Source organism: Ruegeria sp. PrR005 (assembly GCF_010500245.1).
Lineage (GTDB): Bacteria > Pseudomonadota > Alphaproteobacteria > Rhodobacterales > Rhodobacteraceae > Ruegeria_B > Ruegeria_B marisflavi.
In genome coordinates, this window is the sequence record NZ_JAAGOX010000007.1 from 30,299 (window position 1) to 54,960 (window position 24,662).

Here is a 24,662-nt window from a genome sequence, read left to right on the forward strand (position 1 = left end):
ATGAGCAATCGCAAGGGCATCATCTTGGCCGGCGGCAGCGGCACCCGGCTTTATCCGATCACCATGGGGGTCTCCAAGCAACTGCTGCCGATTTACGACAAGCCGATGATCTACTATCCGCTCAGCGTGCTGATGCTGGCGGGCATCCGCGAGATCTGCATCATCACCACGCCGCAGGACCAGGACCAGTTCATGCGCACCCTGGGGGATGGCAGCCAGTGGGGCCTGTCGCTGAGCTATGTGGTGCAACCCAGCCCCGACGGCCTGGCGCAGGCCTATATCCTGGCCGAGGATTTCCTGGCCGGCGCCCCCAGCGCGATGGTTCTGGGCGATAACATCTTTTTCGGTCACGGCCTGCCGCAACTGCTGTCGGCGGCCGACAAGGAAGAGGTCGGCGGTACCGTCTTTGGCTATCACGTCTCGGATCCTGAACGTTATGGGGTGGTGGATTTCGACGCCACCGGCAAGGCCCGCGCGATTATCGAGAAGCCCGAGGTGCCTCCGTCGAACTATGCCGTGACCGGTCTCTATTTCCTTGATGGCACTGCCTCGGCACGGGCCCGCGAGGTCAAGCCCTCGCCCCGGGGCGAGGTCGAGATCACCACGCTTCTGGAGATGTACCTCAACGAGGAGCAGCTGCGGGTAAAACGCATGGGCCGTGGTTATGCCTGGCTGGATACCGGCACCCATGGGTCGCTGCTGGATGCGGGCAACTTCGTGCGCACGCTGGAAAAACGCCAGGGCCTGCAAACCGGCTGTCTGGAGGAGATCGCCTATCAGCATGGCTGGATTTCGACCGAAGCGCTGGCCGAGCGCGCGGATCTGTTCAAGAAGAACGGATATGGTGCGTATCTCAAGGGGTTGCTGCACTGATTTTCCGGGAGGGCGCCGATGAACATCCTCTTCGTTCACCAGAATATGCCCGGGCAATACCGGGAGCTGCTGATGTGGCTGGTGGCGCAGGGGGGGCATCGCATCGTCTTTCTGACCCAGCGCAAGGATGCGCCGCAGATCGCCGGGGTCACCACCCGGATCTATGCGGCGCATCATAAGGCGGCTGACAAGGCCTATGGCCTGTCCAAGGTCTGGGAAGAGGCCACCGGCGCCGGGTTCGGCGCCGCCATGGCAGCCCGCGAGCTGGGCCGGGACGGGTTCCGACCCGATCTGATCCTGGGCCATACCGGCTGGGGCGAGCTTCTGTTCATGAAGCAGATCTGGCCGGATGTGCCGATCCTGGGGTTCTTCGAGTATTTCTACAACGCCACCGGCGGGCTGGTGGGGTTCGATCCCGATGAGCCGGTCTCGGATCACATGCCGTTCCTGATGGAGGCGCGCAACGCGGTGCCCTATGCCGCGATCCAGCATGTGGATCTGGGCCATGTGCCGACCGAATGGCAGAAACAGACCTTTCCGGCCAGTTTCCACGACAAGTTCTATACCTGCCATGACGGTATCCGCACCGACCGGCTGGGCCCCGATCCGGATGTGTCGCTGAACCTGGGTCGGCTTGACCGGCCGCTCACGCGGCAGGACGAGGTCTTTACCTATCTGGCGCGCAATCTCGAACATGCGCGCGGGTTTCATGTCTTCATGGCGGCGCTGCCGAAAATTCTCGCGGCGCGTCCACAGGCCCGGGTGCTGGTGGTGGGGGGCGATGATGTCTCTTACGGGCGACGCAGCAAGCATCCCAAGGGGCTGCGCGCGGAACTGACCGAGAAACTGGGCGACCGGGTCGACTGGAACCGGGTGCATTTCCTGGGCCGGGTGCCTTATTCGGCCTATTGCCAGGTGGTACAGATCAGCCGCTGCCACCTGCATCTGACCATGCCCTTCGTGCTCAGCTGGTCGCTTTTGGAATCGATGGCGATGCAGGCCACCATCGTGGCCTCGGACGTGCCTTCGGTGCGCGAGGCGCTGAGCCATGGTGAAACCGGGATGCTGGTGGATTTCTTCGACCCGGACGCGCTCGCCGATCAGGTGGTCGACGTGTTGGCCGATCCCGGCGCCTATGCCCATCTGGGCCCGGCCGCCCGGGCGCATGTGGTGGGCAAATACGACTTTCTCACCCGCTGCCTGCCGGAACATATCCGGCAGATGAACAGCCTGGTGCCGGCAGACAGGCAAATCCCGCTGCCGGCCTGACCCGGGTCCGTCCGGATCAGTTGCCGATCCGGGTGGTGGCGTTGAAGACGCCGACGAAGTTACCGATAATATTTGACACGGTCAGCACGTCGTTGATCGGCGATTCCGTGGCGATGACCAGGTCATCGGGGTTGATCTGGAACTGGCGCGCCGAAAACAGTCCGTCTGCCGTGGTCAGATCCAGCGAGAACACCACCCGCATGTGACGCGGACCGCGATTACCGGCCGCTACCGCCGACGAGGGGTATTCGCGCAGCACCAGAATGCCCTTGGGGTCGGCCTTGTTATCCTGCAACCCGCCCGAGATCGACACCGCGTCCATCGCCGACAGCTTGTCCTTGGTGAAGATATGCAGCGCCTCGCGACCGGTGGCGCCGAAGGAGAGGAAATAGCGCTCGTCCTCTTCGACAAAGACCCGGTCGCCGCCCCTGAGCAGCGTGTCGTAGTTTGGATTGTTCAGCAGGGCATCGACCGAGGTGCCATAGATCGCGCTGCCGCGCACCAGCCTGATCTGGGGGTTGTTGAGCGTCGGGCTGAGCCCGCCGCCTGCCGAGATCAGGCCCATCACCGTATAGTTGCGGTCGGGCATCGGATAGGTGCCCGGCCGGGCCACGCCGCTGACCAGATCGACCGAGTTGTTGCGCCCCTCGCGCATGTCGAGCTGGAGCTGCGCCGAGGGCACGATCGCCTCCAGCGCCGCTTGCAGGTTCTCGCGTGCCAGGTCCGGGGTCAGGCCGATGACGCTGATATTGCCGACATAGGGCATGAAGATCGAGCCGTTGGCGGCCACGGTCACATCCTGCAACTGCACCATCTTCTGTTCGACCGAGGTCAGCAGCGAATTGTCGCTGCTGTCCCAGATCCGCAGCGTCAGCTTGTCGCCGGGCTGGATGATCTGGGTCTTGGCGCCCTGGCTGGAGCCGATCCAGCGCAGGTTCTCCTGCTTGCCGGTGGGCGGCCATTGCGAAACGGTCGGCAAAAAGGCGCGATTGACCGTGTAGAGCGCGAAATCGGCGTTTTCCGAGTCGGCCTGTTTCAGGATCTCTTCGCTGACCGGGGCACCGCCGGGCAGCCGGCTGCGTGAGCAGGCGGCGGGCAGCAGGCCGATGCTGGCCAGGAGGAGAAGGATCATAAGGTGCCGCATGAATACCGCCTGTCGGGAAAACGCCTTGATTTTTGGTGTCCGCAAGATACTGGCGTAGGACAACCCGTCAACCTGAACAAAGAGTGTTATGTCATTTCCCGCCCTTCTGGTTCTCGGAGCCACCGGCCGTATCGGCCGGGTGCTGCGCCATTGCTGGGCGGGGCAGGGGGACAAGGTGCTGTGGCAGGGTCGATACCGCCCGTCCGCGGCTGAGGGGCATTGGGTGATATACGATCCGTTGCGCGATATGGCCGCAGGTGAGCAGGCCGCGCGGGGCCGGGCGGTGATCCTGTGTCTGGCAGGGGTGACCCATGGGCAGGCGGCGCGCGGGGCCGATTTCGACGACAACCTGCGGCTGGCCGAGGCGGCGATTCGTGCCGGCGCGGCCTCGGGCGCACGGGTGCTGCTGGCCTCGTCGGCGGCGGTTTACGGCAACCGGCCGGGTCTGTTGGGCGAGGATTTGCCGCCCGCGCCCGTCCATCCCTATGGCCAGGCCAAGGCCCGGATGGAGACACAGGGCGCGGCGCTGGCCGCTGATCTGGGCGTCGGGCTGACATCGCTCAGGATTGGCAATATCGCAGGATTGGACGCTATTCTGGGGGGCTGGCGCGCGGGATTCGCGCTGGATGTGCTGCCCGGTGGCGGTACGCCCCGGCGCAGTTACATCGGCCTGTCCGGTCTGGCCGCGGCTTTGGCCGCAGTGGCGGCGGCGCCCGAGCTGCCCGCTGTCCTGAACATCGCCAGCCCCGGCACCGTGGCAATGGGCGATCTGCTGGATGCGGCCGGGCTCGACTGGCATCCGCGCCCCGCCCCCGCCGATGTCATCGCGCAGGTGGAACTGGACACCACCCGCCTGGCTGCCCTAAGCCCTGTGGGCGCTTCGCCATCCGACCCGGCCGGCATGGTCGCGGACTGGCAGCGGATAAGGCCCTATCTGGCGGAAGGACAAGAGAGATCATGACCTGGAGCAAACGCCTGTTCGACCTGTTCTTTGCCTCGCTTCTGGTGGTGGTGCTGGGACCGATCCTGCTGGGCCTGCTGATCTGGCTGCTGATCAAGGAGGGGCGCCCGATCTTCTACGTGGCCGAGCGGATGAAGGGGGTGGATGAACCCTTCATGCTGTGGAAGCTCAGGACGATGACCGTGGTCGACACCGACAGCGGCGTTTCGGGCGGCGACAAGAGCGCGCGGATCACGCCCACCGGCGCCTGGCTGCGGTCAAAACGGCTCGACGAGTTTCCGCAGCTTTGGAACATCCTGAGGGGTGACCTGAGTTTTGTCGGGCCGCGCCCGCCGCTCCGGCAATATGTCGAACGCTATCCTGAGATCTATGGCAAGGTGCTGAAGTCGCGGCCCGGTGTCACCGGGCTTGCCTCGATCATCTATCACAAGCACGAGGCGGCCTTGCTGGAGCGCTGCGCCTCGCCCGAGGAGACCGACAGGGTCTACTCCCGGACCTGCGTGCCCGCCAAGGCGCGGCTGGACCTCATCTATCAGCGCCACCAGAACATGTGCTACGATTTCGACTTGGTGTTCCAGACCATCGGGAACCTGTTTCGGAGATGATTGCGAACAAACCTTGGGGTATTGGGTCATTCTCTTTCAGACATATACAATCTATCTGACGGCATTGCGTTTTCATGGGGTTCCAGCGTATCAGGAGAAGGACTGGTCCCGAGGGTTCTAAATTGCTGTTTTGTATGAGGATGGATTATGATGCGTAAGGTTACGAAAGCCATTTTCCCGGTCGCAGGCCTAGGAACGCGCTTCCTTCCCGCGACTAAGTCTGTGCCGAAGGAGATCATGACCCTAGTCGACCGGCCGCTGGTGCAATACGCCATCGACGAGGCGCGCGCCGCCGGGATCAAAGAATTCATTTTCGTCACCTCGCGTGGGAAATCGGCTCTCGAGGATTATTTCGACCACAACCCGGTGCTTGAGCAGGAGCTGCGCAAGAAGGGCAAGACCGATCTCCTCGATATCCTCAAGACGACCAACATGGATAGCGGCGCCATCGCCTATATCCGCCAGCACAAGGCGCTGGGGCTGGGGCACGCGGTCTGGTGTGCCCGCCGTCTGATCGGCAACGAGCCCTTTGCGGTGATGCTGCCCGATGACGTGATCGCGGCCGAGAAACCCTGTCTGCAACAGATGGTCGAGGCCTATGCCGAGACCGGCGGCAACATGGTTGCCGCGATGGAGGTGCCGCCGGAGAAGGCCAGCGCCTATGGCGTACTCGATGTGGCCGATGACATGGGGTCGGTGGTGTCCGCTCGGGGCATGGTGGAAAAGCCCGAACCGGGCACCGCGCCCTCGAACCTGGCGGTGATCGGCCGCTACATCCTGGGTCCCTCGGTGCTGCGCAATCTCAACAAGATGAAACAGGGTGCCGGTGGCGAGATCCAGCTGACCGACGCCATCGCCGAGGATATCGAGGCGGGCACCCCGGTCTATGGCTACCGGTTCCGCGGCCAGCGTTTCGATTGCGGCTCCAAGGCGGGTTTCCTGCAGGCGACCGTGGCCTTTGCCTTGGCGCGCGAGGATTTGCGGGACGATCTGAACCGGTATCTGGGCGAGGTCATGCAAACTTCGAAAGCGGCGGAATAAGCGGGATCGCGACTGATGCCCAATGTATTGGTCACCGGGGGCGCCGGTTATATCGGGTCCCATGCCTGCAAGGTTCTGGCCGGTGCGGGCTATATCCCGGTCACCTATGACAGCCTGGTCACCGGCTGGCAGGACGCGGTGAAATTCGGGCCCTTCGAACAGGGCGACCTGATGGACCGGGCGCGGCTGGACGAGGTCTTTGCCGCTTATCGGCCTGTCGCGGTGATGCATTTCGCGGCGCTGAGCCAGGTGGGCGAGGCGATGACCGCGCCGGGCCGCTACTGGTCCAACAACGTCACCGGATCGCTGAACCTGATCCAGGCGTCGGTGGATGCGGGGTGTCTGGACTTCGTCTTCTCCTCGACCTGCGCCACCTATGGCGAGCATGACAACGTGGTGCTGGACGAGAACACGCCGCAACTGCCGCTGAACGCCTATGGCGCCAGCAAGCGCGCGATCGAGGACATGCTGCGCGATTTCGAGGCGGCGCACGGGTTGCGGCACGTGATCTTCCGCTATTTCAACGTGGCAGGCGCCGACCCCGAGGGTGAGGTGGGCGAGTTTCACCGTCCCGAGACGCATCTGATCCCGCTGATCCTGGATGCGATCGACGGAAAGCGCGATGCGCTGACCATCCACGGCACCGATTACGACACGCCTGACGGCACCTGCATCCGTGACTATGTGCATGTGATGGATCTGGTCGATGCCCATGTGCTGGGGCTGAAATGGCTGGAGGGCGGCAAGCCCAGCCGGGTGTTCAACCTGGGCACCGGCACCGGGTTTTCGGTACGCGAGGTGGTGGACCATGCCGGGGGGGTGACGAATCGGCCGGTGCCGATGCGCGAGGGGCCGCGACGGGCGGGGGACGCCACCAAGCTGGTTTCGGGCTCGGTGCGGGCGTCGCACGAGCTTGGCTGGTCTCCGGCGCGCTCGAACATGGCCACGATGATCGCCGACGCCTGGCGCTGGCATCAGAACGGGGCCTACTCGGGCTGATCGGCGAAGCCCTCTCTGCGGCAGAGTGGCGCATCTTTCGGCGGATTCCCGCAAGTGAAGGGGGCATGGCGGTTTTCCGTCATTCAGCATTTTGAAAAACCGGGCAATTGCGATAGGAACAGGAACAGAGTTTTTGAGGCAGTTTTCCAGTTGCGCGGTCGTCGCATCCGCGTAGAGCAGGGTCGGTATTCGAAATCGGGGCAAGGCTCGGTGTTGCCTGCGCAAAGTATTTGAAAAAGGGGGCGGCCAGATGTTCAGAGTGATCAGTGCGCTGAGCCGCAGCCAAAAGGCATATGTGTTCATCGCCGTTGATCTGGCGCTCATACCGCTGGCCCTGCTGTTCACCTATACGCTGCAATCCCTGCCGACGACGCCGATCGAGACGCTGATCCAGACGGCGCCGGTTCAACCCTACCTGATGGCCGCGGCGGCGGGCCTGTCGCTCTGGCTTGGCCTGCCTCATATCCAGCTCAATGCCTATGAGGGCCATGCCGTCGGCATGACAGCGGTTCTGGCGTTGCTGCTTGCAGGGGCTTCGGCCCTGCTCACCGAGGTAAGCGGGATAGAGTTGCCGCCGGGCACTCATGTGATGTTCGGGATCAGCTATTTCCTGTTCCTCGTGGCCGCCCGGGTCGTGCTGTATCAGGTCGTTCTTGCCATATACCGCCGGGCGCAGCCGCGGCGCCGGGTGCTGATCTATGGGGCCGGAACCACCGGAACCCAGCTGGCTCAGGCGCTGAAGGCGCATGACCGCATCGACCCGGTGGCCTTTGTCGATGACAATACCTCGCTCCAGGGCATGGTGCTGATGGGCCTGCCGGTCTATCCGCCGGCGCGCATCGCCGAGATCGTCAAGGCTCGCGAGATCAGCCGGGTATTGCTGGCGATGCCGTCGCAGAGCCAGCCGAAACAGGCCCAGATCATCAAGCGGTTGCAGACCATGGGGCTGGAGGTGCAGGCGTTGCCCAGCTTCGCCCAGCTGATCGGGGAAGAGGCGCTGGTGGACAAGCTGACCCCGGTGGCGCCTCAGAATTTCCTGGGCCGTGCGGCCCGCAAGGTCGCTCTGGAGGCGGATTGCGACAGTTACGCGGGACGGGTGGTTCTTGTCTCGGGGGCGGGTGGGTCGATCGGATCGGAACTCTGCCGTCAGATCCTGAACTGCCGTCCGGCCAAGCTGGTGCTTTACGAGCTGAGCGAGCTGGCGCTCTATCTGGTGCATCAGGAACTGGAACAGTTGGCCGAGGATACCGGGATCGAGATCGTTCCGGTGCTGGGCTCGGTCACCGACCCGCGCCAGGTGCGCAAGGTGCTGACCGATCATGGCGTGCAGGTCGTATTGCATGCGGCCGCCTACAAGCATGTTCCCCTGGTCGAAGCCAATCCGCTGGCCGGGCTGGCCAACAATGTTTTCGGAACCCAGACGCTGGCGCGCGAGGCGGCGGTGCTGGGGGTGGAGCGGTTCATCCTGATCTCTTCGGACAAGGCGGTACGCCCGACCAATGTGATGGGGGCCAGCAAGCGGCTGGCCGAACTGGTGGTGCAGGATCTGGCCACCCGTTATGCCGCTACCATCTTTGCCATGGTCCGGTTCGGCAATGTGCTGGGCTCCAGCGGATCCGTGGTGCCCCTGTTCCAGGATCAGATCAGCCGGGGTGGTCCGGTCACGGTGACCGATCCGCGGGTCAAACGCTATTTCATGACCATCAGCGAGGCGGTGCAACTGGTGCTCAAGGCCGGATCCGAGGCGCGCGGGGGCGAGGTTTTCGTGCTCGACATGGGAGAGCCGGTTCCGATCATGCAACTGGCCCGCCAGGTGATCCAGCGCGCCGGCTATGCGGTGCGTGATGCCGACAATCCCGATGGCGATATCGAGATCGAAATCATCGGTCTGCGGCCGGGCGAGAAGCTGGAGGAAGAACTGACCCTGAGCCGGGATCTGATCGGAACCCGCCATCAGAAGATTTTCTGTGCCCAGGAAGCCAAGCTTTCGGAAATCGAGGTCGCCGCCCTGCTGCGCGGTCTGCGCGAGGCGCTGGCGGCCAGCGACGAGTCTGCTGCCCGGCAGGTCATCCTGCGCTGGGTCGAGGGGTACAGTGTCTGGGACGACAATCGCAAGACATCGTGACCCTGTTTTTTTCACGACCGGTCTGCGGGGCCGGTCAACGTAATTGATCCCGGCCCCGGCTTCATGATCTAAGGGCGACAGAGGACGACAGGCAGGGGCGCTTGGGTTGAAGAGCAACGCAACATGCAGGCAGGGTCGGGCGCGGGCATGGGTCGCAGCGCTCTGCATGGTGGTATTCACGGCAGGTGCCTCGGCGCAGGAGGCGGTGGACACGCCCCGTTTCCGGATCGTGCCACAACCCAGCCTGAACTTTTATGGGGTGCCGGGGCTGATCGACATGCCCTCGGGCGAGATGCTGCCCGAAGGGCAGTTCACCACCACGATCAGCTATTTCGGCGGCCAGGGGCGTTATACGTTGACCTTCCAGCCAACGCCCTGGATGTCGGCGAGCTTCCGCTACAACTCGATCCGGAACTGGAACCTTGCCGGGTTCCCCACCTATTACGACCGCGGTTTCGACGTGCGGTTCCGGCTGGCGCAGGAAGGCCGCTATCGTCCGCAGATCACCCTGGGGCTCCAGGATTTCGCCGGCACCGGCATCTATGCGGGTGAATATCTGGTGGCCACCAAGACATTTGAGACGCCGCCGCTGGGCACCTCGCGCCTGCCCGGGCGGCTGAAACTGAGCGCAGGTCTCGGCTGGGGGCGGTTCGGCTCTTTCGGCTCCTTCGGCGGGTTCGGCACCCGGCCGCCCTATGATCCGAGCAATACCGGTGGACAGCTCTCCTATGACCAGTGGTTCCGCGGCCCGATGGCGCTGTTCGGCGGTCTTGAATGGCAGATGAACGAGAAATGGGCGCTGAAGCTAGAGTATTCCTCGGACGATTACGTGACCGAGACCCAGACCACTTCGGTGTTCCAGAAGAAATCGCCGGTGAACTTCGGGGTCGAATGGCAGGCCAGCCCCCGGACCCGGCTGGGGGCCTATTACCTTTATGGGTCCGAATTCGGTCTCAGCGCCCAGATCCAGCTGAACCCGAAACAACCGCCGATGCCGATGACCGTGCCGGCGCCGCAGCCGGTGGCGGTACGGCCCGATCGGGCCACCAACCCCGAGGCCTGGAGCACCTCCTGGGCCGATGCGAAACCGGCGCCGCTCTTGCGCTCGCTGCTGGGACCGATCCTGAAGGACGATGGGCTGATCCTGGAAAGCCTGGACGTCAGCGCCGACCGGGTTGAGCTTCGGTTCCGCAACACGCGCTACATGTCGAACGCGATTGCCATCGGCCGGGCGGCGCGGGCGCTGGCGCGGGTCATGCCGCCCTCGGTCGAGACCTTTGATCTGGTGCTGGTGTCGCGCGGGCTGAGCCTGTCGCGGGTCACCATCCGGCGCTCGGATCTGGAAGCGCTGGAATTCGATCCCGAGGCACCGGATGCGATCCTGGCCGTGGCGGGTATCGGGGCGGCGGGGCCGCCATCTGAGACGGCGGTGTTCGGGCGCGAGCTTTATCCCGATTTCAGCTGGTCGGTCGCGCCCTATTTCGCGCCGGCCTATTTCGACCCGCAACAACCGATCCGCATCGACGTTGGCGTCGATTTCGGCGCTACCTATCAGCCGGCGCCGGGCTGGGTGATCTCTGGCAAGCTGCGCCAGCGGCTGGCGGGCAACCTCAAGGATGGGCGGGTCTCGCCCTCGGCCCTGCCGCCGGTGCGCACCGACCAGGCGCTTTATGCGCAATACGGCACCACGCTGAACAACCTTTATGTGGCGCGCTACTGGCAGCCGGGCGAGGATCTCTATGCGCGCGTGACGGCGGGTTATTTCGAATACGCTTACGGCGGGCTTTCGACCGAGCTTTTGTGGAAACCGGTCAACAGCCTGTTGGCGCTGGGGGTCGAACTGAATTACGCGCTCAAGCGGGATTACAACCAGAGGCTGGGTTTCCAGGATTACAAGGTCTTCACCGGCCATGCCTCGGCCTATATGGATTTCAACAACGGGCTGCATGGGCAGATCGATGTCGGCCGTTACCTGGCCGGGGATGTGGGCGCGACATTCGCGCTGGACCGGGTCTTTGCCAATGGCTGGTCGGTGGGCGCTTTCTTTACCCTCACCAATGTCTCGGCGGCCGAATTCGGCGAAGGGTCCTTCGACAAGGGGATCCGCTTCTCGATGCCGCTGGGCTGGTTCCTGGGCAAGCCGAGTCGCAAGAGCATGGGCACGGTGATTCGCCCGATCCAACGTGATGGCGGCGCGCGGTTGTCGGTGCCGGGGCGGCTTTATGGCGAGGTACGCAAGGCCCATCACAAGGCGCTGACCGATCAATGGGCGGGGTTCTGGGAATGAGGGTACTTGCGTCTCTTGCTCTGGCCGTCCTGCTTGCGGCCTGTTCCAGCGGGACCGAGGAAGCCCCGTTGCAGGTGCAGGTGTTTTCCAATACGCGCGATCTGATCCGGCAGCGGATTTCCCCTGCGGAGACAGGTCTGCCGCCGGTGACCCGGGCGCAGCTTGACGCATTGGATGGCCCGGCTCTGGAAGTGACGCTCGAGACACGCGGCGCGGCCGCCTATCTCTATGTCAATGCGGAGCGGGACGAAGGCGCTGCGGGGCAGGTTACCGTCTGGCGAACCGGGGACAATTCCACCTTGGCGCTGCGCAACGGGGTGCTGGTGGCGACCCGCGGTCTGGGGGGCGACATCCTCTCGAGCGAAATACGTGTCAGCGGAGGCCAGCCCGGTCCCTCGGGAGGGGGCGCGCATGTGATGTTGATTCGCGGCGGCGACGAAGAGGCGCGGCGCCTGGTGTTGGTCTGTGACCTGGAAGACTTGGGGGCGGAGACCGTCGAGATCGTCGAACGACGCTATCCGACCCGCCACTTGCGGCAGAGTTGCAGCGGCTCAGGTGGTGAAGTGGTCAATGATTACTGGGTTGAAGAGCGTGCCGGTGTCGTCCGGCAGTCCCGCCAATGGGCGGGTCCCCATTTGGGATATCTTCGGCTGCGACAGCTTGCGCCTTAGGCGTTTTTTTCCTGAAGCGCGAAAAAGTGCCGCTTTTCAGTGGACAGGCGCGCAGGACGCGTTGAAATGATGTATGTTCTGGTCTACAACGTGGGCAAGTTCAGCCAAAAGGGGTTTGATTATGAAAAAGATGATTGTCGCTCTCGCAGCCTGCGCAATGACGCTTCCCGCCATGGTTTCTGCCGATGCACTCTCGGATGCGCGCGACGCGAACATCTGCGACGTCACTCGTGCAGAGTATCTTGAGGACGGCCGCCTGAAAGTGTGGTGTGTACCCGGTACCGTGAACCCGGCCTATGCCGGCGCCGTGCAGGGTGGAGCCACTGGCGGTCTGACCGGTGGCACCCTGAGCCCGGCCGCTGCTGCCGGTATCGCTGCAGGCGTCCTGATCATCGCGCTGGCCGCCAGCGACGACGAAACCACCACCACCACCACCACCTCGAGCGGGTCCTGATCCCTCAACCTGGTGTTGCTGTGAGAATTCGAAAACAGGCCGCACATGCGGCCTGTTTTTCTATGTGCCGGACCGCCAGGACAAACGGTTCTGTGTCTCAGGGGCGAGCGTAGATATCTTCGTACCGGATGATGTCATCCTCACCCAGATAGCTGCCGGTCTGGACCTCGATCAGGACCATCGGAACCTTGCCCGGGTTTTCCAGCCGGTGCACCGCGCCAAGCGGAATGTAGACGGACTGGTTTTCGCTGATCAGCTGGATTTCATCGTCAACGGTGACCTTGGCGGTGCCTTCGACCACGATCCAGTGTTCCGACCGGTGATGGTGCGATTGCAGGCTCAGGGCGGCGCCGGGATGCACGTGGATACGCTTGACCTGGAAACGATCACCCACGGCCAGGCTTTCGAACCAGCCCCAGGGGCGGTGATCCTTGGGGAAGGTGATGGCCTGTTTGGCCTTTTTCGCCTTGAGCGCGGTGACCGCGGTTTTCACATCCTGAGCACGGCTGGCATCGGCCACCAGGACGGCATCGGGCATTGCGATGGCGATGATGTTGCCAAGCCCCAGGCCGACAAGTTCGAGGCCGCGGTCCTCGGACCGCAATAACGTGTCGTGGCAGTCGATCGCGGTCACCGGCCCCGATGTCGCGACACCCTGGTCATCCTGCGCGGACTCGCGCCAGATGGCGTCCCACCCACCCAGATCGGACCATCCGGCGGCAAAGGGTACCACGGCGAGATTGTCTGCTTTTTCCATCACCGCGTAGTCGATGGAGATATTCTCTGCCCCGGTCCAGGCCTGCGGGTCGAGCCGGAAGAACCCTAAATCTGGGCACCCGCCGTCAATCGCTGCCTGCACCGGGGGCAGCAAATCCGGGGCATGGGTGCGAAACGCATCGACAATGGTCCTGGCGGCAAACATGAATATCCCGGCGTTCCAAAGATAGTTGCCCGCAGCCAGCATGGCCTCGGCGCGGGCGGCATCCGGTTTCTCGATGAAGCGGGTCAGTTCGACCACCTCATCGTCAGGGCGCGCCGCCAGTTCCAGGTAGCCATATCCTGTTTCGGCATGTGTCGGGGCAATGCCAAAGGTCACCAACTGACCGGCGCGCGCCGCGGCGGTGCCGCGGGCGACCGCCGCCTGAAAGGCGGCGGTGTCGGGAATGACATGGTCGGATGGAGAGACCAGCATCAGTCCCTCGGGATCGGTCTTTTGCAGCCAGAGCGCAGCGGCCAGGATGGCGGGGGCGGTGTTGCGGCCTTCGGGCTCGATCAGAATGGTCGCCGGGTCCTGGCCGATCTCCATCAACTGTTCGGTCACGATGAACCGGAAATCGGAGTTGGTCAGCACGACAGGCGCTGCGAAATCCGCGCTGCTCATGCGCCGGACAGAGGCCTGGAACAGGGTGTTATCCCCGATCAGCTGCACGAATTGCTTGGGATAGCTTTTGCGCGAGAGCGGCCAGAGCCGCGTGCCCGAGCCGCCGCAGAGGATTATCGGGGTGATCATGATATGCCCGCCCTGTTGCCTGTCCGGCTGTGCCGGTTTCCTTCTTGCTAACGGTGCTAGAGCGGCATGGCAACAGTGCGGCACCGGGATGGCGTATCCTCAAGTGGACCGATGATTAACGCTGCGCGCGCAGGCTTCAGGCGTTGGCGATCTTTGCTGGTCACAAACGGGGCAGATCGACAGCAACCTCCCGGAGCGGACATGACAGAGACGTCGCCGAAGCTTGGGCTGCCTTATATCCAGCCCGCCCAGGCCCAGAAACATGTGACCCATAACGAAGCGATCCGGGAGCTCGATACCCTCGTGCAACTGCGGATAACGGGGTTCGGAACCGAGACGGCGCCGGGAACGCCCGCGTTGGGCGAAACCCATGCGCTGGGACCGGTGCCGGGTGGGGTCTGGGCTGGGCAAGGTGGCAATCTGGCCACCTGGGACGGGGAAACCTGGCAGTTCCTGACGCCGCAGGAGGGATGGCTGGCCTGGGATATCGCCGCTTCCCGTCTGCGCAGCCATGCGGGGGCAAACTGGGTCTATCCCGATCTGACCGGCGATCAGCTCGCCCGTCTCGGCATCGCTACCGCCGCCGATGACACCAACCGGCTGGCGGTGGCGGCGGATGCCGTGTTGCTGAGCCATGCCGGCACCGACCACCGGCTCAAGGTCAACAAGGCGGCAGCAGGGGATACGGCCAGCCTTCTGTTCCAGAGCGACTGGACAGGGCACGCGGAGATGGGGCTTGCCGGCGACACGGCGTTTTCCCTGAAGGTCAGCGCCGATGGCGGCGGCTGGACCCAGGTGATGCGGGCTGATCCGGCCGCGTTACAAGTTGATGTACCCCTGACGGGCTCTGCAGTTCAATCCAGTGCCACCGATACGACCACAGGTCGCCTGATGCGGGCGGATTACGGATATGGGCCGGGCAACATACTGGGTGCCGTTTCGCAGTCAGGTGGGGTCGTTACTGGCGCAATCATTGAGCAGGGTAACAACGCCAATGGCAGGTATATTCGTTATGCGGATGGAACGCAGATATGCAGGCACGTGATGCAGGCCACATACACAAACGCTGCGCGTTTGGCCGCCTCGTGGACCTTTCCAAGTGTATTTTCAGCGGCACCCCATCTGATCCCCGTGATGCGTGAGCGCAATACGTCAAATACACTTGATGGAGTGGCGCTGAGTGGGAGCTATTCGGTCTGCAGCAATTCAATCGTAACAACCGCTTGCGCGTGTGTCGTCTATGGCAGCGGATTTTCCAGCGGAAACTACATCTGGCTGACGCTGTTTGCCATTGGCCGCTGGTTCTGAGGGGATACAGATGAAAATCAAATTCACACCTATGCGCCATGACGACCGGCTTGAGCTTTGGGTATCGGGCGACACGCTGATCATCAATGGCGAGGCGTTCGATTTCGGGGCAATCCCCGAGGGAGCGAGCCTGCCTTGTGGTGCTGTGGCCTGCAGTTGGCTGGTCTCGGATGTGGAGCGGATCGGGGGCGAAATTGAACTGACCCTGATCTTGCCGCATGACGCCAATGCACCGCCGGAGACCCGTAATCCGGAACCCGTTCATGTGAAGGATGGATTGGTTCCCGTACCCCACTTTGACGCCGGATATGCACAATGAATATTGACTTTTCACAACTCGTAACGGTCGAAGCCAAAAGGGCAATGGATGCGGAAAGCCGCCTGGAGGCTGCCCGTGCAGAGTGCCGCAGGCGGATCCTGCAAGCGGTTGGAAGCGTGGCTCAAATGAATCTGATGGCTGCTGCGAGCGCGGACATGTTGACCCCGGCGCAGATGGCTGACTGGGCAAAAACCCTTGAGTGGATTTCCCGCATGCGCGGGGCATGGCGAGAGATCGCCCAATCCGATGTGGGTTCGGTCCAAGAGGCCAATTGGCCTCCGATGCCCGATGAGACGAAGAGGCTTGTGGAAGGGTTCTGATCCTTCCGGGGCGTCAGATCAATCCGATCCGAACAGGTCCCGGGAAAAGAGCTTGTCCTTTACTTCGCTCAGTTCAGGGGTGGCGCGGTTGGCGACGATCACATCGGCCCGTGCCTTGAACTCTTCCAGGTTCACGACGACCTCGGATCCAAAGAAATGTTCTTCATGCAGGGTCGGTTCATAGACGACAACCTCGATTCCCTTGGCCTTGATCCGTTTCATGATGCCCTGGATTGAGCTTTGCCGGAAATTGTCCGACCCCGCTTTCATTACCAGCCGGTAGATCCCAACGCAGGAGGGATTGCGCATGAGTATCTGCTCTGCAATGAAATCCTTGCGTGTTCGGTTGGCGTCCACGATCGCGCGGATCATGTTCTGCGGTATCTCGGAATAATTGGCCAGCAGCTGCTTTGTATCCTTGGGCAGGCAGTAGCCGCCATATCCGAAGGAGGGGTTGTTGTAGTGATTGCCGATGCGGGGATCGAGGCCGACGCCTTCGATAATCTGCCGCGTATTCAGCCCATGCGCAAGGGCATAGCTGTCCAACTCGTTGAAATACGCCACCCGCATTGCAAGATAGGTATTGGCGAACAGCTTGATGGCCTCGGCCTCGGACGGGTCTGTCAGCAGGATCGGCACATCATGTCGTTCGGAACAATCCCGTAGCATTTCGGCAAAGATCCGCGCCCGTTCGGATCGCTCGCCCACCACGATGCGTGACGGGTGGAGGTTGTCGTAGAGCGCGCGCCCCTCGCGCAGGAATTCCGGGCTGAAGATCACCTGACCGGTTCCGAGGCGCTCCGAGACATCCAGGGTGAAGCCGACGGGAATGGTGGACTTGACCACGATGGTCGCGCGGCTGTTGCGTGCGATCACATCCGTGATCACGGCCTCGACCGAGCTGGTATCGAAATGGTTGGTGGCCGGATCATAATTGGTCGGCGTTGCGACGATGACGAAATCGGCGTCCTGATAGGCGGCGTCCTTGTCGAGCGTAGCGGTCAGCGACAACTGCTTTTCGCGCAGATATTGCTCTAGTTCGGGGTCCATGATGGGGCTTTGCCCGGCGTTGATCATGTCCACCCGCTCTGCGGAAATGTCGACAGCTGTAACATCGTGCTTTTGGGCCAGCAATACGGCATTCGACAAGCCTACATAACCCAGTCCAGCAACAGCAATTTTCATAATCCAATCTTTCTTCTATCTATCTCTGAGATACCGTTGGTTCAGATCTTCGGCGATACCAATAGCGTCGACGTTCCCTGGATACCAGCGCAGAGAGGTGGTTTGCCTGTCTGCCGCACAGCGGTGATCCAAAGGATCAGTATTCTGCCAGAAAACCGGTCTGTAACCCTGTCTGGTCCGAGGAGGCCTTGTCGATTGCAGTCAAATGGTAGGCATCGCTCCCACCACCGTTCACGACACAATAGGGCGCGCGGATCCGGATGGCTGTTACCGTCCCCAACACGATCATGAAGAGATCGCTTGCAGCCGCACCGGATGCCAGTGCGATCCCATCATCCGCAACGGTATAGTCTCTTCCTGCCCGCAGAACGACGTGGTTTTTGAGTACCCATAAATGTTTGGATTTTGTTGCCGGAGCCGGCAGCCCCAACCAGGTTTGCCCGCTAGTCAGGTTGCCGCGTTTTTCTTCGAAATAGTGTTTTTCGCTGATTGAGCGGCAGGCATGGAGCTGTGTTCTGGGGGCGCCCAGCGTAAAGCTTGCACCGCTGTGCGCGCCTTCGACCGTGACTCCTGAAATTTGCGGACCATCATCAAAATAGGTCGGGCTTTTGGTCTGGGATTGGGTCTCGATCACCGCGCCGCGCAAAAAACCATTCGAGATCGACATCGGCCCGGAGGAAAAACAGACCAACCCGCGCGCCGGGATGTTGTCGGCGGCAGCCTCAATGTAGAAATTGCTCAGCACCGAGCGAGCGGCGGGCTGCCGAAATTCATCAACTTCTCCGGTGCCGGGCTCCATCCGTATACCTGCACAATTTTCCGGAATTCCGGTCACCTCGATATCCGACAGGATCGCCCTGCCGCGCAGGCCCAATCCGGAAACAGATCCCTTTTTGAGGCGATGTCCGGGACGGCGTACAATGATACCGGTCATGTGAACCCCGGCGGAGACGTCTTGGGCATCGCCAAGGCCAAACCGGATTTTCCAGTCGATCCCGTCAGCGCCCACGTCCTCGATGGTAATGTTGCGCAGGCTGGTCTCGTAGGCACCGCCATATTGATGGCCAATCCCGTAACTGCCGAACTGAGAGATATGCAGGTCGCGCATGCGGATGCCACGATTGTCATGAGGGGCCGCGGCAGACAGGTAGGACAGGTGGATGCCATGTGCTGCATTGCCCGTGCTGCCGGGGCCGGTCAGCGCAAAGCCGCCCACCTCTCCATCTCCATACTCCCAGAGCCCGATGGCGCTCGCCAAGCCTTCGGTTCGGGCGACTGTGATCCGGCACAATGTGGGGCCAGGCCCAATCAGGCTGACCCCTTTCTCAAGCGCGAGCATCATCTTGATGTCCAGGGGGCTCAGCTGTCCTGGCGGATCTTTGCGGGCCAGATAGGCAAGCCGGGTCAGGGGGGCCGCGAAATGATAAGTGCCGGAGAGCAGGGTCAGTCGACCGCCCCCCCGAAGCGCGAGCCAGTCGGCGGCAGCCTGAGCGGCGGCGGCATCGTCATTGACACCGTCACGGGGCGCTCCCCAATGGTCTGGGGTGACGTCGCCTTCGGGAGACCAGAGAGCCCCGTCACCGGTTCTCAGCGCGGTTCCCTGCGGGTCACGGCGATAGCATAGCAGGGTATCGCCGTGAAGGACCGACAGGCGCTGCGCCATGGCAGGAGCCGGTTCGGTCAGAGCCTGGCTTCGATCGCCAAAGGTTACGCTTGCATCTGCGCTCAGGCCATCCCGATCTAGCTCCTGGCGAAGCCAGTCCCGATACGCTGCCGTGTTCTGCGCTCCGTCGGCCCGGGCTGATCCGGCGGTTGCGACGCCGGCGACCAAAGCGGGGCTGCCCAGCAGAACGGAACGGCGGGTCGGGGTCTTTGTCATTTGTCTGATCCTTCCGTTCGACCCGGCTCGTGCGATTGCAACGGGTCCACGGCTGGTATCATGTAATGGCGATCTCTTCCGGACAATAGGGCGGTACGTTGGAGCTCCGCATCGTTTCAACCCCGGACAGGGCGGCCTCGCTATCGGAGAAATCCAGATGGCGCAGCTGCCAGGGTGCGTAATCCCACCACCGGGCCTTGAGCAGCCGCTCGATGAGAGGCCGCTCGAACCGGTACCGGAGAATCCGCGCTGGCACACCGCCAACGATGGCATAGGAAGGAACGTCGCGTGTCACCACCGCGCCGGCACCGATCACGGCTCCATCGCCAATGGTCAGGCCGGAAATGATGATGGCGCCATATCCGATCCAGACATCATTGCCGATGGTGGTGCGGGCGCGCAGCTGCTCGTGGGCCTTGCGCACGAGTTCTGTTTTGGGCTGGTCACTTACATAGGCCTCCCGATCGGCGAAATCCTCTCCGGTGCGGATTTTGAACGAGGCTTGGAACTGAAACGGGCTGCTTGAGAGCCAGTCGACCGGGTGATTGCCCTGCCCGATATTGCAGCCTCCCGCGATCGAACAATACCGGCCGATCCGGGTCGTATAGGCATGCCCGTCTACCGTATAAGAAAACGCGCCAATGCTGCCGGTACCGTGGAAGATCATGCGAGAGATCCGGGCAGGCACTTCGCAGACCAAGCCCTTGGGCAGTTGTGGAACCACATCGGGGTGCACCTCCAGACCTGCGGCGGCAAGTTTGGCCGGGGTGCAACTCTCCTGGACAATCTCCCGTTGACGACGCGCTGTGGGGGATGCCTGCTTTGTGGGTACGGGTTTTGGAGCAAGGGCCGCCGTTGGCGCAGCGGCCTGATCGGGAGAGGCGCCTGGCGTTTCCGGTGTAAGCCCCGCATACCCCCGCAACCTGTCAGTGTCGGTTTTCCAGTGGGTCAGCCGGTCGCCAAAACGATCGTACAGGTTTGAGAGTTCTGCTTCATAGGCCTTGAGAAGAAAGGCGATATCGCGCGGTTCGATCGGTTTGGCATACGCGATGCTCAGCTTGCGCGGATCGCCGGAGAAGGCATTCGGTTCCGGGTTGACAGCGAGTGTCCCGGGTGCAACGGCAAACCCTTCGGGATCGATCTCCATAAAGCGGGCGATTTCCCCCGCTGTTTCTTCGGGCCACTTCAGGATGCCACTCTCAAGAATGACTACCTGGATCCGCTCCGCTCCGAACACGCTCTCCCAAGCCGCCAGATGATGTGCATAATACCCCATATCCAGAATACCCATCCTGTGTGCGACATCGCGCAGGCTCTGGCCCCGGGGAATGCGCCGGTTGCGGGCATGATGGGCATAGGCTGCGATGGCGCGGCGCACGGGATGTCCCAAAGCGACCAGAATGCGGAGTTCCGACCCCAGCAGATTTGCGACGCTTTGGGGGATACCGGGGTTGTGATCTGCGGGGGGTTGGGATGGCAGGCGGCGCGGTTCCGCGCTCCAGAAATAGGACGATGTGAGTTCACCTACTCTGGTGCAGTGGTCCGGAGCAGCCGAGAAGTTCTGCAGATACGCCTCCAGCGCTTCGGGTCTTTCACAGCCCTTGCGCGAGAAGAATTCCATTTCCTTTTGGGGGGGCATGAACACTGCGCCATGACCGATCAGCAGTGACCGGATCCAGTCGCACCCGGCCTTCTGCGCTCCAACAATTAAAAAGTTTGGTCTTTTCAGAGGCATAATCTGAGTTCGCTTTTGGGAGCCGCAGCGGCCAGTTTCAAGGCGTCAGCGTAGATTTCACCAGAGTGTCGAAGGTGCACTGGCCGGGGTCGAGGAAACGGTTGGTCATCACCCAGTCCCGCAGGGCGAGGCCAGGAAGCCGCCGGTTTGGCCCCTGTGCGACCATGGCCGTCAGTGCCCGGACCCAGGCATCCGTCGCATTGGGGACCAAGGTCAGACCGGGTGGTGTCTCCTTGTGCCCCAACCGCCGGTAGCCTCCGGTATCCGAAGCCAAAACCGGCAATCCAAGAGCACCGTAGTCCAAAATCTTGAGCGCGGATTTTGCGTCGTTGAAGGCGGTTTCAGTCAGAGGCGCGATGGCGAAGTCGACATTCTGTGCGTGGTGGTGCAGCAAGGGGACAAAGCTTGGATATTCCGATTGCCCGGGTTTCAGGCCCAGGTGCCGGATCCACGGTGGCAGATCATCGCGCTCGGTTACGCCAATCATGGTGAGCGTCAGTTCAGGGTAGACCTCGCGCACCTGCTCAAAAGCCGGGAGAACCATTTCCAGATCAGGATCATGTGTCCGGGTGCCCATGTAAAAAGCCCGGATCGCCAGATCGCGGCGGCGCGGCAGCGGAGGGGTCGACCACAGACGGGATGTCAGCAGGTTGGGTAGGTAGAGCACGGTATCATTGAAAGGCGCCATGCACTCCAGAAGCGGCGGGGTCGAGACGGTGATGGCCGCTGCGTTGCGCAGCAGTTTCTCGAGAAAAGGCGCATAAGCCGCATAGGCGCCGTCAGGGTCCTTTTCCTCGGGAACGTTCAGCAGATCGTCGTCCAGATCATGCATGAACCGGATGTTGCGGGCCTGGAACGCCTCCAGGATCGGATCGACCAGCATGGCGGGGACCGCATTGCGCTGAAGGATGGCGCCATCGTACAGACCCATCTTCAGCCCGGCCAGAAGCCCTGCAGGAGACATGCGGATATAATTGCACTCCCGCTCAAGCCCGTTGAGCGTGCGTTCCCAGATCCGGATATAGGTCGAGGCGTTGGCTGTCTGCAAATCGGGGGCGGATGGGGTAACAACGGCGATCTGGGGTGTACGCTCCTTGGCACGGGCTGCTGGCCGGTTCGCCTGAGGTGTGTTCAGCCGGTAGAGATCCATGTAGTGGCTGGCCATCCAGCGGGTTGAATGGGCCACGCCCAGACCTGCTTGCCAGTCACGCACCGCACCTTGCGCTGTGCGCAAAGCGCCGGGGTTGCCGCAGATGCCGGTGATCTGGCAATAAAGGCTGACTGGATCCTGCCCTTTGAGCACCCAGCCTGCCTTGCTGTCGGACACGCGGGTCGCCAGCGTTGGGAAATCCAGAACCATGACTGGCAGGCCGATGGCCCACATCTCGGTCAGTGTATGACAAAAGGTTTCATCCCAAATCGAAAAGACACCACCCAAATGGGGCCGGATTTTTTCTACCTCCCGGGCGAACTCGTCCCGTTTGTAAGCTCCGTGCTTGATGAACCGTGGATGGGTCGGGCTGTCTTTTTCCACTGCGCCCAGAACATGGAATTCCAGCAAGCCCAGCTTATCCTGGGCAAGAATATCAAAGACAAGGTCACGCCCCTTGGCGACGGACAGGTTCCCGGGCAGTAGGATCCGGATCCGCTCTCCTGCGGTTGGCGTAAGCTGTACCTGATGGAATGTCCGAAAATCGCGCCCATGGGGGATGACGTGAAACCGATCGGCATCAAGCTTGGTCAAGTTGCGCAGAATAGTGTTTCGGGCACTGTCCGTGGTTGTGACATAGCCGTCACAATGTGCCAGTGCGGCCTGAAAGTTTTCCTGCCATTGGATCACCCATTCGGGTTCGAGCACAGGCATCTGGTCTTCTCGCCACAGCTCGGGCCGATACGCGCCGTAGGAGACGCCCTTCGTGTCGGGTCTGTAGATATCCTCAGTGTCGAGCAGCTTGAGGCTGGGGCAGACTGTGTAGAAATCATGGAAGGAATGAAAAACCCTTGCACCGCTGGCTTTCGCCAGACGCGGTAACGACAGGCTGTGCCAAGCCAGATGGCGGATATGCACCACCTTAGGGGCTAGCGCGGTCAGCCAGTCTGTCACCACAGCATCATATTCCGCCGAGACATGGGTGATCGGTTCGATCGGGTCGGTCAGGCGGTGATAGCGATGTCGTTTCATCTGCCCCTTGCGATACCGGGACAACTCGATGATGCGGCTGTCGCATCTCAGGACCCAGGTATCCAGCCCGTCGTTCAGCGCATCCATTAGATCCCCGTTCGTCTGTGGGGTTCCGCCTGTCTGAGTGGCAACCACAAACAAAGCACGGGGCAGGTTGTTCTGGACTGCCTGGCAATCCTCCAGGGCCTGACGTGCGCGGAATCGGGCCATTTCCAGCACCGGTGAGGATCCGTAGTAGCGAATGGCGGCAGAATACTCGGGATAGCGCTCGTCAATCACCTTGCGGCCAGCAGCCATCAGGTCGGTTTTGGCCGCGCCAAAGCTTTTCGAGCGATCATGGAACACATAGGTGGCGTCGTCGATCAGGTTCTGCCAGCCGGCGCGCCGTGCGCGCATGCAGAAATCGTTTTCTTCACCATATCCACGGGGAAACGCCTCGGCATCCAGCAGACCGATTTCGTCCATGCAGGCGCGTGCGATGAACATGCAGAACCCGTTACCGGTGGGAACCGACGGGTACAGTCGCAGACTGCGATCCCGGAACGCGCGGGCGTAATCCTCTTCGGAAATCCCTTCAGGCAGATCGTTCTCGTTGCCGATATTGGGGGCCGAAAACGCGCCCGCCCGATCTGACATGGCCGTCACCGTGGCGACCCTCGGGTGGGCCTGCGCTGCCTGCAGCAACCCTTCCACCCAGCCAGGCGTGACACGGGCATCCGAATTCAGAATGATCACGTCCCGGCCGCCAGTTTCTGTCAAGCCGCGATTGATGGTGCGGGTAAAGCCCATGTTCTCGCTGTTTTCCAGAACCCTGAACCCGGGTAGGGTGCGGGCTTTGTCAAGCAGCCCGGCAATGCGCGGATCGGGCGAACAATCATTGATCAGCAGGATGTCGACTTCGGCTGGGGTGTGCGCCTGCAGCCTGTCAATACAGATCGCCACATCTTCGTAGGCATTGTAGATTGGTACCACAACGGCGACCCGGTCAAAGGTTAGAAATTCCGGCGCGATTCGAGGGGGTATGGGCCGCGTGTCGGGGACCTGAATTTCAAGCGAGAACTCTTGTTTATTCGGGGCGCGCGCGGTGAGCTTGTGATGATGACCGGGCAGCAGATCCAGACGCAAGTTGACGACAAACCCGCCGTGACCGGTCGACATGCCCATATTTTGGAGATCCCCACGCGGGTCCTTGTTGCGGACCTGGCGCAGCAACGTGTCATCCAGCAGGATGTCGATATCAAAGACTTCTGCGGGGTCGGCCTCGTTCACCGCCCATCCGCGAGCGTGATCGGCATGTGCCTCGTCGACATAAACTCTGTATGCGTCGGCCGCCTGAGCGGCCCGGTTTTCCTGCGCGCCTTGTTGCAGATAATGCTGTAGCGGCTCTAGACCGGCTTCGGCAACATCGGGGTTCTTTTCCAGATAGTAGCTGACAGAAAAGCCAGGTGAGGGGTTGCGCTTCTCGCGCCAGCCTTGTTGCAGATAATGCTTCAGAAGATCGGCGTCGCTACCGGCCAGATCGCGGTTGCAGGCCCGATAGTAATCCGCATCAAAATGTGCGGCGACCCGATCATGCACGGAAGAAGCGGCCTCTGCGGCCAAAGGAGCGGCATCTGCACGTTGTGAACGCTCCGCTGTTTCCGATCCGGGTGCAGGGTCAGCCTGGGAGCCTTCGGCTCGCGTTCGACGCCCCTCGCTCCGCCCAAACTTCAGGAAATGCTCGAACGGGTTCAGACCTGTTTCAACAACATCGGGGTTGTTTTGCAGGTAGTAACGGGTTGAAAACCAGTTGGTT

19 protein-coding genes are annotated in these 24,662 nt (G+C 62.0%); 13 read left to right on the top strand and 6 right to left on the bottom strand.

The genetic code is table 11. The features are described 5' to 3' along the window. Positions 1-873 (top strand): glucose-1-phosphate thymidylyltransferase RfbA, encoded by an 873-nt coding sequence (rfbA, locus tag G0P99_RS04750; RefSeq protein WP_164128236.1) that lies wholly within the window; start codon positions 1-3, stop codon positions 871-873. 18 nt (positions 874-891) lie between these two features. Then, positions 892-2,142: a glycosyltransferase gene (locus tag G0P99_RS04755; RefSeq protein WP_164128238.1), complete on the top strand. Its 1,251-nt coding sequence runs from the start codon at positions 892-894 to the stop codon at positions 2,140-2,142. 16 nt (positions 2,143-2,158) lie between these two features. Here the strand turns inward: G0P99_RS04755 and G0P99_RS04760 are convergent, their stop codons facing one another. Then, entirely contained in the window at positions 2,159-3,286 is a 1,128-nt protein-coding gene (locus G0P99_RS04760) for a polysaccharide biosynthesis/export family protein (RefSeq protein WP_164128240.1), read from the bottom strand. 88 nt (positions 3,287-3,374) lie between these two features. Between G0P99_RS04760 and G0P99_RS04765 the strand changes: the two genes are divergently transcribed. The 8 genes from G0P99_RS04765 (at position 3,375) to G0P99_RS04800 (ending at position 12,429) form a co-directional block, all read left to right on the top strand. Beyond that, the gene (locus G0P99_RS04765; protein ID WP_164128242.1) at positions 3,375-4,247 is read left to right on the top strand and encodes an NAD(P)-dependent oxidoreductase; all 873 of its coding nucleotides are present in this window, start codon (positions 3,375-3,377) and stop codon (positions 4,245-4,247) included. Then, entirely contained in the window at positions 4,244-4,852 is a 609-nt protein-coding gene (locus G0P99_RS04770; RefSeq protein WP_164128244.1) for a sugar transferase, read from the top strand. The genes G0P99_RS04765 and G0P99_RS04770 overlap by 4 nt, the downstream gene beginning before the upstream one ends. A gap of 147 nt (positions 4,853-4,999) precedes the next feature. Continuing rightward, the gene (gene galU / locus G0P99_RS04775; RefSeq protein ID WP_164128246.1) at positions 5,000-5,893 is read left to right on the top strand and encodes a UTP--glucose-1-phosphate uridylyltransferase GalU; all 894 of its coding nucleotides are present in this window, start codon (positions 5,000-5,002) and stop codon (positions 5,891-5,893) included. A gap of 15 nt (positions 5,894-5,908) precedes the next feature. Next, positions 5,909-6,892, top strand: coding sequence for a UDP-glucose 4-epimerase GalE (galE, locus tag G0P99_RS04780; protein ID WP_164128247.1), 984 nt, complete (start codon positions 5,909-5,911; stop codon positions 6,890-6,892). 250 nt (positions 6,893-7,142) lie between these two features. Next, positions 7,143-9,017 carry a nucleoside-diphosphate sugar epimerase/dehydratase gene (locus tag G0P99_RS04785; protein ID WP_164128249.1) on the top strand — a complete coding sequence of 625 codons (1,875 nt, stop codon included), beginning with the start codon at positions 7,143-7,145 and terminating at the stop codon, positions 9,015-9,017. 166 nt (positions 9,018-9,183) lie between these two features. Continuing rightward, a complete protein-coding gene (locus G0P99_RS04790; protein ID WP_164128251.1) occupies positions 9,184-11,304 on the top strand; it encodes a YjbH domain-containing protein in 2,121 nt (706 codons plus the stop codon). After that, positions 11,301-11,975: a YjbF family lipoprotein gene (locus G0P99_RS04795; RefSeq protein ID WP_239059683.1), complete on the top strand. Its 675-nt coding sequence runs from the start codon at positions 11,301-11,303 to the stop codon at positions 11,973-11,975. Before G0P99_RS04790 ends, G0P99_RS04795 begins: the two co-directional genes overlap by 4 nt. A 157-nt stretch (positions 11,976-12,132) precedes the next feature. Next, on the top strand, positions 12,133-12,429 hold the full coding sequence (locus G0P99_RS04800) for a hypothetical protein (RefSeq protein ID WP_164128254.1): 297 nt from the start codon (positions 12,133-12,135) through the stop codon (positions 12,427-12,429). A 97-nt stretch (positions 12,430-12,526) separates the two neighbouring features. Here G0P99_RS04800 and G0P99_RS04805 read toward each other — a convergent pair whose 3' ends face one another. Next, the gene (locus tag G0P99_RS04805) at positions 12,527-13,939 is read right to left on the bottom strand and encodes a mannose-1-phosphate guanylyltransferase/mannose-6-phosphate isomerase (protein ID WP_164128255.1); all 1,413 of its coding nucleotides are present in this window, start codon (positions 13,937-13,939) and stop codon (positions 12,527-12,529) included. A 201-nt stretch (positions 13,940-14,140) separates the two neighbouring features. Between G0P99_RS04805 and G0P99_RS04810 the strand changes: the two genes are divergently transcribed. Genes G0P99_RS04810 through G0P99_RS04820 form a run of 3 tightly spaced genes read left to right on the top strand, consistent with a single transcriptional unit; the run spans position 14,141 to position 15,886 of the window. Beyond that, a complete protein-coding gene (locus G0P99_RS04810) occupies positions 14,141-15,247 on the top strand; it encodes a DUF2793 domain-containing protein (RefSeq protein ID WP_164128256.1) in 1,107 nt (368 codons plus the stop codon). Between the two features lie 10 nt (positions 15,248-15,257). Further along, positions 15,258-15,566 carry a hypothetical protein gene (locus G0P99_RS04815; protein ID WP_203582975.1) on the top strand — a complete coding sequence of 103 codons (309 nt, stop codon included), beginning with the start codon at positions 15,258-15,260 and terminating at the stop codon, positions 15,564-15,566. After that, positions 15,563-15,886, top strand: coding sequence for a hypothetical protein (locus tag G0P99_RS04820; RefSeq protein WP_164128257.1), 324 nt, complete (start codon positions 15,563-15,565; stop codon positions 15,884-15,886). Before G0P99_RS04815 ends, G0P99_RS04820 begins: the two co-directional genes overlap by 4 nt. A gap of 18 nt (positions 15,887-15,904) precedes the next feature. Here the strand turns inward: G0P99_RS04820 and G0P99_RS04825 are convergent, their stop codons facing one another. The 4 genes from G0P99_RS04825 to G0P99_RS04840 form a co-directional block, all read right to left on the bottom strand. Further along, positions 15,905-17,071: a nucleotide sugar dehydrogenase gene (locus tag G0P99_RS04825; RefSeq protein ID WP_164128258.1), complete on the bottom strand. Its 1,167-nt coding sequence runs from the start codon at positions 17,069-17,071 to the stop codon at positions 15,905-15,907. A gap of 136 nt (positions 17,072-17,207) precedes the next feature. Further along, positions 17,208-18,413: a hypothetical protein gene (locus G0P99_RS04830; protein ID WP_164128259.1), complete on the bottom strand. Its 1,206-nt coding sequence runs from the start codon at positions 18,411-18,413 to the stop codon at positions 17,208-17,210. A 595-nt stretch (positions 18,414-19,008) separates the two neighbouring features. Next, positions 19,009-20,589 (bottom strand): CatB-related O-acetyltransferase, encoded by a 1,581-nt coding sequence (locus tag G0P99_RS24990; protein ID WP_304621496.1) that lies wholly within the window; start codon positions 20,587-20,589, stop codon positions 19,009-19,011. Between the two features lie 133 nt (positions 20,590-20,722). After that, on the bottom strand, positions 20,723-24,445 hold the full coding sequence (locus G0P99_RS04840) for a glycosyltransferase (RefSeq protein WP_164128260.1): 3,723 nt from the start codon (positions 24,443-24,445) through the stop codon (positions 20,723-20,725). Positions 24,446-24,662: the final 217 nt, after the last annotated feature.